General features: G+C 42.5%; 8 protein-coding genes. 5 read left to right on the top strand and 3 right to left on the bottom strand.

What is annotated here, in order from left to right; translation table 11 throughout:
- Window positions 1–1,187: HhoA/HhoB/HtrA family serine endopeptidase (locus PX481_RS19040; protein WP_288095458.1), on the bottom strand; the 1,187-nt coding region annotated here is incomplete at its 3' end.
- Window positions 1,188–1,573: 386 nt separating this feature from the next.
- Between PX481_RS19040 and PX481_RS19035 the strand changes: the two genes are divergently transcribed.
- The 4 genes from PX481_RS19035 to PX481_RS19020 all read left to right on the top strand — a co-directional run bounded on the left by PX481_RS19035 (window position 1,574) and on the right by PX481_RS19020 (window position 5,918).
- Complete coding sequence (locus PX481_RS19035; RefSeq protein WP_002762107.1) at window positions 1,574–2,482, top strand: FkbM family methyltransferase; 909 nt, start codon at window positions 1,574–1,576, stop codon at window positions 2,480–2,482.
- A 102-nt stretch (window positions 2,483–2,584) separates the two neighbouring features.
- Window positions 2,585–3,922, top strand: coding sequence for a Mur ligase family protein (locus PX481_RS19030; RefSeq protein ID WP_002762109.1), 1,338 nt, complete (start codon window positions 2,585–2,587; stop codon window positions 3,920–3,922).
- 195 nt (window positions 3,923–4,117) lie between these two features.
- The gene (locus PX481_RS19025; RefSeq protein WP_288095456.1) at window positions 4,118–4,921 is read left to right on the top strand and encodes a type 1 glutamine amidotransferase; all 804 of its coding nucleotides are present in this window, start codon (window positions 4,118–4,120) and stop codon (window positions 4,919–4,921) included.
- 76 nt (window positions 4,922–4,997) lie between these two features.
- Window positions 4,998–5,918 carry a hypothetical protein gene (locus PX481_RS19020; protein ID WP_043999357.1) on the top strand — a complete coding sequence of 307 codons (921 nt, stop codon included), beginning with the start codon at window positions 4,998–5,000 and terminating at the stop codon, window positions 5,916–5,918.
- Between the two features lie 87 nt (window positions 5,919–6,005).
- Here the strand turns inward: PX481_RS19020 and PX481_RS19015 are convergent, their stop codons facing one another.
- Entirely contained in the window at window positions 6,006–6,749 is a 744-nt protein-coding gene (locus PX481_RS19015; RefSeq protein ID WP_002762116.1) for a cupin domain-containing protein, read from the bottom strand.
- A 524-nt stretch (window positions 6,750–7,273) separates the two neighbouring features.
- Here PX481_RS19015 and PX481_RS19010 point away from each other — a divergent pair.
- On the top strand, window positions 7,274–7,645 hold the full coding sequence (locus PX481_RS19010) for a hypothetical protein (RefSeq protein ID WP_002762118.1): 372 nt from the start codon (window positions 7,274–7,276) through the stop codon (window positions 7,643–7,645).
- Between the two features lie 664 nt (window positions 7,646–8,309).
- On the opposite strand, the gene PX481_RS19005 is transcribed toward PX481_RS19010, so the two are convergent.
- Window positions 8,310–8,486: transposase (locus PX481_RS19005; protein ID WP_288095460.1), on the bottom strand; the 177-nt coding region annotated here is incomplete at its 5' end.

Below are 8,486 nucleotides of genomic sequence, written 5' to 3'. Positions count from 1 at the left end.
TCGCTAGTTTTGCTGGGAAAAACCCCCGGTTGAACGGTGAGAGTTTGTTGTTTACCCCTGCGGTTAATCTCGATTTCCAGATTACCACCGATCGCACTGGTTTCTACACCTTGCTGCACATCGGCGGCGGTTTTAACGGGGTTTCCTGCCACAGTTTCGATGATATCACCCGCTTGCATTCCGGCTTTTTGAGCGGGGGAATTTTCCACCACTCGCAGGACGATTACCCCTTCATTTTGGTCAATATTAAAGTTTAATTCTTTAGTTTCGTTCAATTGCTGCCGTAATTCTGGGGTTAGCGTTACCATCTGGATGCCGATGTAGGGATGTTCCGCTTTACCCTTACTAGATAGCTGTCCCGCCACTTTTTGGGCGGTTTCGATGGGAATAGCAAACCCTAAACCCTGAGCATCGGCCCGAATTGCCGTATTAATACCGATAACTTCCCCCTTGGCGTTTAGCAAAGGACCGCCAGAATTGCCGGGGTTAATAGCGGCATCGGTTTGGATAAAACGAACCCGTTTATCGGGAACCCCCACTTCGCTGCTAGTGCGTCCTAGGGCGCTAATAATGCCCACTGTCACCGTATTATCCAGGCCTAGGGGATTGCCAATTGCGATCGCCCACTCCCCGGGGATTAAAGTTTCGGCCTTGCCAAAAGTCACCGTCGGTAAATTTTTCGCCTCGATTTTCACCAGGGCCACATCGGTCATATTGTCAACCCCCAGGACTTTACCTTGATGAGTTTGACCGTTTTTCAAAGTCACTTTTACTTGGGTTGTCCCTTCCACCACATGGGCATTAGTTAAAAGTAGTCCATCTGTACTGATAATAAACCCAGAACCGGTTCCCCGTTCCAAATGCTCCCTGGGAATCGGCACTTCATTACCAAAAAAGCGCCGAAAAAAGGGCTGTTTAAATTCTTCGGGAATTTGGTCGGCCACTTCCCGGGCCGAGTCAATCCGCACCACCGCCGGCCCGACTTTCTGCACGGCCTGGGCGATAAAATTAACATTGCCGTCGGTTTGGGGAATAACAGGAAGAGAGAGGGAAGCGGGGAGGATTGCCGGCGGTTTATTTACCTCTAGGGGTGCTTTTCTGCTTAAATACTGATTTCCTAGCACACCCACAGTACCACCTAGGGCGAGTAATCCCAGTGAAATCCCCAATCTTGTCAATAAACCCATAAGCTCTAGCCCTAAAATGTCGTGTGCGGTAGAATCGGCGCCAAACTTACCTACAATTATAGGCTGTCTTTTTCAAAGACGAACCCCTGGGGCAGATAAAGGCTTTTTGTATTTGATGGCAGTGGCAATCACTTTGATTAAGCTTTTCTCCTAAAGGTGAAGTGTAACCTATATTTGGCATCGTCTCCGCGCTCTGGTCTGCTTACTCCCCAAAAGGAAAATTTCGTATTCTACTATTAGGATAACCGCTGTAAGAATACTTCCCTGTAATCAAGGGGCTAAAACTTAACTCAGATGCTACATTTTCTGGAAATCTATTGGCTTTAAATATTGACAAAATTCTCGAAGCGTAATATGATGTTTTCAAATATTTCAAGGCTGAGTTTATGAATGATAATTTAAAGCTGGTTAATACACCTGAAGGTAAATTTTATTGTCTCGACCCGAAGACATCTAATTTATTGGAAAATCTGCGAGATTTGGCGAGTGCTTATCCCGGAATCGACGATAAAATGATTCATCCGGGGGATGTTTGCTTTGATATTGGTGCCAATATTGGCACTTTTTCAACTTTGGCAGCCCGTTTATCATCCCCTCAAGGCCGAGTATTTGCCTTTGAGCCTTGTCCAGAAACTCATCAAATTCTCTTGGAAAACCTGCGATTGAATAATGTTTCACATTTAGTACAAGTACAAACTGATGTTATTAGTGATACTCAAAAAAATTTTTCTATAAAAAAAGCCCCTAAAAACATGGGAGCTACCCGCTTTATTGAATCATCAGAGGTCGAGGGAGAACTATTTACTTCCACAACCTTAGATTTTTGGATAGAAAATAATTTGCATCTGAAACAATGTAATTTTATTAAGATAGATGTGGAAGGAATGGAGATTAAAGTTCTTCAGGGAGCCAGGAAGACCTTAAAACAGTATCACCCCATTTTATATATTGAAGTTTGTTTACCCCATTACGAAAAATATGGATTTAAAATCGAGCAATTGCAAGAATTTTTAGCAGAAATTGGCTACCATTTCTTTCGTTATTTCGCTCCTGCGCCTTTTCTCACTAGCGATCTACGTCGCCTTCATTCTCTTAACCAAGGTTCTTATTTTTATAATTTAATTGCCATTCACCCTAGCAGTCCTCGCTATCCTCAAAAATACAATTCTACACAAGAAGCTTTCCTGTTTATGATTCAGGAAAAATCAACAATTACTTATAGTGAATTACGCAGAAAATTTCCGATAATAACTACAATTAAAAAACTTGTTAGGGGAGAAAAAACGCCAGAATGAACTGAGATTTACCTCAACTGCGAGAGGAATTAGGGAACTTACCCCGTTTACCGGTCTTCTTTTAGGGGTAAAATCACGAAACAGCTATGAGAATCTCAGTTAATGCAATTGTTTGATCGCATCCGTTTAGGGATAGCCGTAGCGGTGGCTAAAACCGTTACTGCTGTGGTTAAAGGACTCCGTTTAGGGGCTGCCAGCGTCTTGCCGGGGGAAATTGCCCGTCGTCTCCATCCCCGTTTGTTACCGCTACTTTGTGGGCAAGTCCGACGGGGGGTAATCTTGGTGGTTGGCACGAATGGAAAAACTACCACTTCCCTACTCCTAAGAACTATTCTAGAGCGTCAGGGGGCAAAAGTCACCCATAATACCACTGGGGCAAATTTAATTAATGGTTTAATCACTGCTTTATTAGCCGATGCCAATTTATTCGGCACTTTAAAGGCTGATTATGCCATTTTAGAAGTGGATGAAAATATTCTCCCTTTGGTTTTAAAAGATTGTCGTCCTCGCGCTATTTTAGCTCTCAATTTGTTTCGCGATCAACTCGATCGCTATGGGGAAGTGGATACAATTAGTCGCCGTTGGCAAGGGGCCATATCTCCCCTACCCACCGATACTTTAGTGATTCTCAATGCTGATGATCCGACCCTTTCCCATTTGGGTCAACAACTGCCCCAAAGAGTTGTATATTTTGGCTTAAGTGAGCCGGAATTATATCTAGAAGAAATTCCCCACGCTGTCGATTCTATTTACTGTCCTAAATGTGGCGCTTCTTTGGATTATCGCGGAGTTTATCTCTCCCATTTAGGGGATTTTAGTTGTCCTAGTTGCGGCTTTAAAAAGAGTAGTCCTGCTTTTCATAGTCAGGATTGGCCGCAGATTTTAATCGGTGTTTATAATAAATATAATACTTTAGCGGCGGGTTTAGTAGCCCAGGAATTAGGGATTAAAGATCGAGAAATTTTTGAGACAGTTCAGGGTTTTAAAGCGGCTTTTGGTCGAGCGGAAGAATTAGAAATTGAGGGTAAAAAAGTTAGGATTTTACTGTCTAAAAATCCCGTGGGTATGAATGAAACAATTCGCGCAGTGGCTGATATTTTACAGAAAGAAAAGTCTTCTACTACTCTCTTAGTTCTCAATGATCGCATCCCCGACGGTACGGATGTTTCTTGGATTTGGGATGTGGATACGGAAAAATTAACCCGTTTGGGAACAACTTTAGTAGTAACGGGCGATCGACTTTATGACATGGCTTTACGCTTACAATATAGTCAGGATAGTCTCGCTTATCCAGTTAATTTAATTGTTGAATCTGATCTAAAAAAAGCGATCCAAATTGCCCTTAATAACACCAAAAATGAGGAAACTTTACATATTTTACCCACCTATTCTGCTATGTTAGAAGTACGAGAGATTCTCACGGGCCGAAAGATTTTGTAGAAATTAGAAAAGGGGGACATAAGCGCAAGCTTACACTAGCTTTTTTTGTGAGATGCTTACACGCAGTTGTTCAGATATTTGTAATAATTTTTGATATTTCTACAAACTTGAGATGCAGTCCGTCTCCTGTCTCCTGTCTCCTGTCTCCTGTCTCCTGTCTCCTGTCTCCTGTCTCCTGTCTCCTGATTAAAAATTATGCAAGAACTAGAACTAAAAATCGGCTGGTTATATCCGACCTTAATGAGTACCTACGGCGATCGAGGTAATGTTATTACTATTCAAAGAAGATGTCAATGGCGTGATATTCCTGTGACAATTATTCCCCTAGATGCTCAAACAGAAGCCGAGACATTTTATCAAGTAGATATAATTGTTGGGGGTGGGGCGCAGGATCGGCAACAGGAGATCGTTATGCGGGATTTACAGGGTAAAAAAGCGGCGGCGATGAAAGAACAATTATCGGCAGGAATACCGGGAGTTTTTACCTGTGGTTCCCCACAATTATTAGGACATTATTACGAACCAGCTTTCGGTCAAAGAATCGAGGGATTAGGATTATTAGACCTAGTAAGTAAACATCCCGGCCCCAATGCAAAACGCTGTATCGGTAACGTGGTTTTTGAAATTACTGCCTCCCCCTTAGCGGAGGAAATTAAAGCTATGACTGGGGAAAAACCGCTAGTAATTGGTTTTGAAAATCACGGGGGTCGTACCTATTTACAAACCGTTTCTCCTTTAGGAAAGGTGATTACCGGTTACGGAAATAACGGAGAGGACGGTTATGAAGGGGCATTTTACCACAATGCGATCGCCACCTATGCCCACGGTCCCTTACTACCCAAAAATCCCTTTTTAGCCGATTGGTTAATCCAAAAAGCTTTAGAACAAAAGTATCAAAAAGCCGTTTTTTTAACAAAACTTGATGATTCTCTGGCCCTGAAAGCAAGATTTGCCATGTTTGAACGACTAGAACTAACCGGCGTGACCAATAAAGCCTAAACTGGTCATATAGACTTATGGCAGGAGATAGTCAAACTAGCCATTAAGAATTTTAATTGTGGCAGCTTATGAAATTATGACTGGAAAAATTATCGATCGTCAAACGGCGGGGTTTCTCGTCCTCATCATCCCCCTAGCGGTGCTAATCATCCTTGTTTTTACCGCTTGGCCATTGATCCTACTTGTCTTCTTCTTAACTCTTGCAGTCAAGGTGTGGCAAGACTATCGCTGGTCAAAATTATCGACGGTGATTAACCCCTATTTCAATCAACTTTTACAGGACAATCAAGGTTGTCTCACCCCGATTGACCTATCGGCAAAAGCCAATCTCACGGCCAAATTAGCTAGACAATTTTTAGACAAAAAAGCTGAGGAATTTGGGGCGCAAAAAAAAGCTGTAGGCGATCAGGGTATGGCCTATTACTTTATCACCGCCAGTACCTTGGGTAGTATTTTTGATGAGAGTGACCCCTCTTTAGAAGAAATAGGGGAAAAACAAATTCCTGCGATTACTGCATCGAGATTCCCTCGGACCAATTTAGAGCAATCGCAGGAGACTAAATCCCCCCTGATTGTCGCCGAGAAGAGCGAAAATTCCGTCCCGGAGGTTCCTGTTATTTCCTCCTCCCAACCTCTGACTAATTTAGGTAAATTATTTGAGGAAAAAGAGGAAGAAAATACCGCAGCGATCGCTGTTCAAGAAACGGTAATTCAAGAACCGGAGGAGATAATTAATCCTAGTTTGAACAGTCCTGACAGTTCTTTATCCCAATCAGAATCAGAAGTTAGGGAAGAATCTCTAGCCTCTGTATCTGAAACCATCTCATCGATGAGTTTGGCGGATTTGGCTAAACGTTTAGGAGTTACCCCGGCCGTTTTGGGTAGAAACAAGAAAAATAAATCCGAAACAGAATTTGCCGATTGGAGTCGCATCAGAGATCCCGATGGTATTGCTTGGAAATTTGACGCAAAAAACTCCCTATTTGTGGCCAACTGATAGGTAATTTGTTTGGTTTTCTAGACAGGCTCAATGCCTGTCTTTTTTGGCTCTACGTCCGACCCTCGATCCCTATAGATGGTTACTTCAGGTTGCTTCAGGCTCTTGGAAATCATCACCGACCACAAATCTTGCGGTTGTATCAGTAACAGGATAGGTTTTAACGTAAATGAGACAACCTGTTGTTGAGGAAGGGCTGTAGGGGCAATTGGGGGGGTATCTTAGCCAACTGCCTACTGGATAACTACCTAACTCATCACTCCAGGTACCTTCAATGACAAAGATTTCTTTAATCTCAGTTTCGACAACATTCACCAACTGAGTGTTGGGCAGCCAACGCTCGATCCAGACTTTTTCTGAGAAATCTGCTTGCTCGTAGAGGTGTTGAACCTTAATGTCAGGCACTATACCTGCTTGCCAAGAGCCATTAAAAATGTTGGTTCTCACTTGTTGGCGAGTTTTACCACCATGTTGCCGCAATTTAACAAAAGTCAGGCATCCTTCCTCACTATAGGGGCGATGGATAAAGCCTTCGGGGTTAAGCATATAAGTACCCGGTGGATGCACCCCTGTTTCATCTGCAAAATTGCCTTCAAGCACCAAAATCTCTTCACCACCGGGATGTCCATGCAGCGGAAAAAAACCACCCGGATAGAATCGAGTCAGCATTGTTACTGGATGATCCTGGATTTCATGGTCAGACTCGAAACAGCCAAACCAAATTCCAGTAAAGTTTGTCTGAAACCAAGTTAATGATGTGGGAAGCACAGATACGCGGCTTAGTAAGTTTTCGTGAACTTTTTGGGGTTTCCACAGAGATTGAGCAGTCATCTTTCCTGAATTTTATTTTTTTGCGTCGAAAAATTATTTGGTATTATTCTTCTACCTAAGAATACTATGTAAGCAGTTATGCCTTCAAGTTTCCGAATTCATCTACTCTCATTAATAACTTCGGGACGGGAAATAGGCGGAACTCGATCGCGATGGCTTTTTAGTCCAGCTAACGGCTGAGTTATGCCGTGCTTCTCATCGACAAGAAGGTGATCGTCTTAATTCTTAAGCATAGCCGACAATCTCATGGAATGAACACTAGGATCGTTTCATTCTCTCAAATCCTTATCTGTAACGTTTTTAGTCGATTTATCGGAATAAGTAGGTAGGCGTTAAAAATTATCAGATTTCCCCCCTTATCAAGGGTAGGGTTGATTCATGAATCAACCCTACTATGAATTAACCCTAGGATTAAGGGGGGATCAAGGGAACGGTGATTCCCGACAACATCAGTGATTGAGTTTCCTGCTTTCATCCCCAAATAGTTGTGCTAGAATGGCGAAAAATTACCCCGATTGATAATTATGTTAGCCGAATTAGCCGCCGCCGAAATCGCTAAAATCGCCTTTGAAGCTGTTATCGGTAAATTAACGGAAGGAGCAATGGATAAAGGTGTAGAATTGTGGAAAAAAATTAAGCAAAAGTTACAAAAGGAACCCGCCGCCGCTCAGGTTTTAGCGGCAGCAAAACAAACCAAATCCGAGGCGATGATTGAACAGCAAGTGGTTCCTTTTTTACAGGTAGAAATGCTCAAAGACACCAATTTTGCCCAAGAAATCCAAACCCTAGCACAACAAATTATAGCGTTTCTGATTCACAAGAGGTACATTCCCGATCCTGAACAGCTTAATCAGCAAAGGTTTAAGTGTGCCGCACAGATGCGAGAACCGCTATAAACAAGTTATCAACAGCAGTAGGTTGGGTTGAGCAATAATAACTCTTGTCTGTCAAATATTAGCGACGCTTGAGCGAAACCCAACCACACCAATGTCGTCAAGAATGTTGGGTTTCTAACTGGGATTGGTGCGTTACGCTAACGCTAACGCACCCTACTGGATTGTTTCAGCTAATTTGGTGTATTAGAAAAATGCTATAAATTCTATAATCTAAGACTTTAAGCCGAAATCTATTGCCCTATTTTAGCTGAAACAATCCACTACAAGCTGGGAATTGATGACCCTCGGCGATTCGCGTCTGGAGAGGTAATGTTTCTCCCTCTACATTTATACTACCCCAGGAGAGTCCTCCCACAGAATCAATACCACTGGCTACTTGATAACGGATCCGGAACGGTTAAAATGAGATTATAAGTGATTCGGAGGAAAAAATATGTCATACTACGATAACTGTTTTGACCACATTACTGATCCTGTCCAACGAAATTCTGTTCGCCAGCAATGGTTACAGATGATTGACGGAGGTTTATCTGTTGCCGATGTTAGGATACTACTAGATAAGTACCCAGATTTTCGGTTGGCGAAGAGTTTCTTGCTACTTTGCCTGAGTTTAAAGATGTATTTGATAAGAATGTTTCGGCTCTTCGTTACCCTTTATGCTAAATCAACATACAAGATGCCAAGATAACATACTTCTAACCCAAAAATTCCGAAAGTTTCTAAAGCCATAGCCTCTCCGTTTTATTAGTTTAAGTTTATTGTTGATTCTCTCGACCACCCCATTCGTTGTCCTTCGCTCGAAATAACTAATGATTTCTCCAAACCAGTTTCGGATTGTTTG

The organism is Microcystis sp. M53603_WE2 (assembly GCF_030065435.1).
Note: the sequence above shows the minus strand (reverse complement) of the source record. Positions and strands in the feature narration are given on the sequence as shown.

Coding starts and splice junctions, on each gene's coding strand:
- PX481_RS19030 (WP_002762109.1), top strand. CDS start 2,585: ATGCAATTGTTTGATCGCATCCGTTTAGGGATAGCCGTAGCGGTGGCT.
- PX481_RS19025 (WP_288095456.1), top strand. CDS start 4,118: ATGCAAGAACTAGAACTAAAAATCGGCTGGTTATATCCGACCTTAATG.
- PX481_RS19020 (WP_043999357.1), top strand. CDS start 4,998: ATGACTGGAAAAATTATCGATCGTCAAACGGCGGGGTTTCTCGTCCTC.
- PX481_RS19035 (WP_002762107.1), top strand. CDS start 1,574: ATGAATGATAATTTAAAGCTGGTTAATACACCTGAAGGTAAATTTTAT.
- PX481_RS19010 (WP_002762118.1), top strand. CDS start 7,274: ATGTTAGCCGAATTAGCCGCCGCCGAAATCGCTAAAATCGCCTTTGAA.
- PX481_RS19015 (WP_002762116.1), bottom strand. CDS start 6,749: ATGACTGCTCAATCTCTGTGGAAACCCCAAAAAGTTCACGAAAACTTA.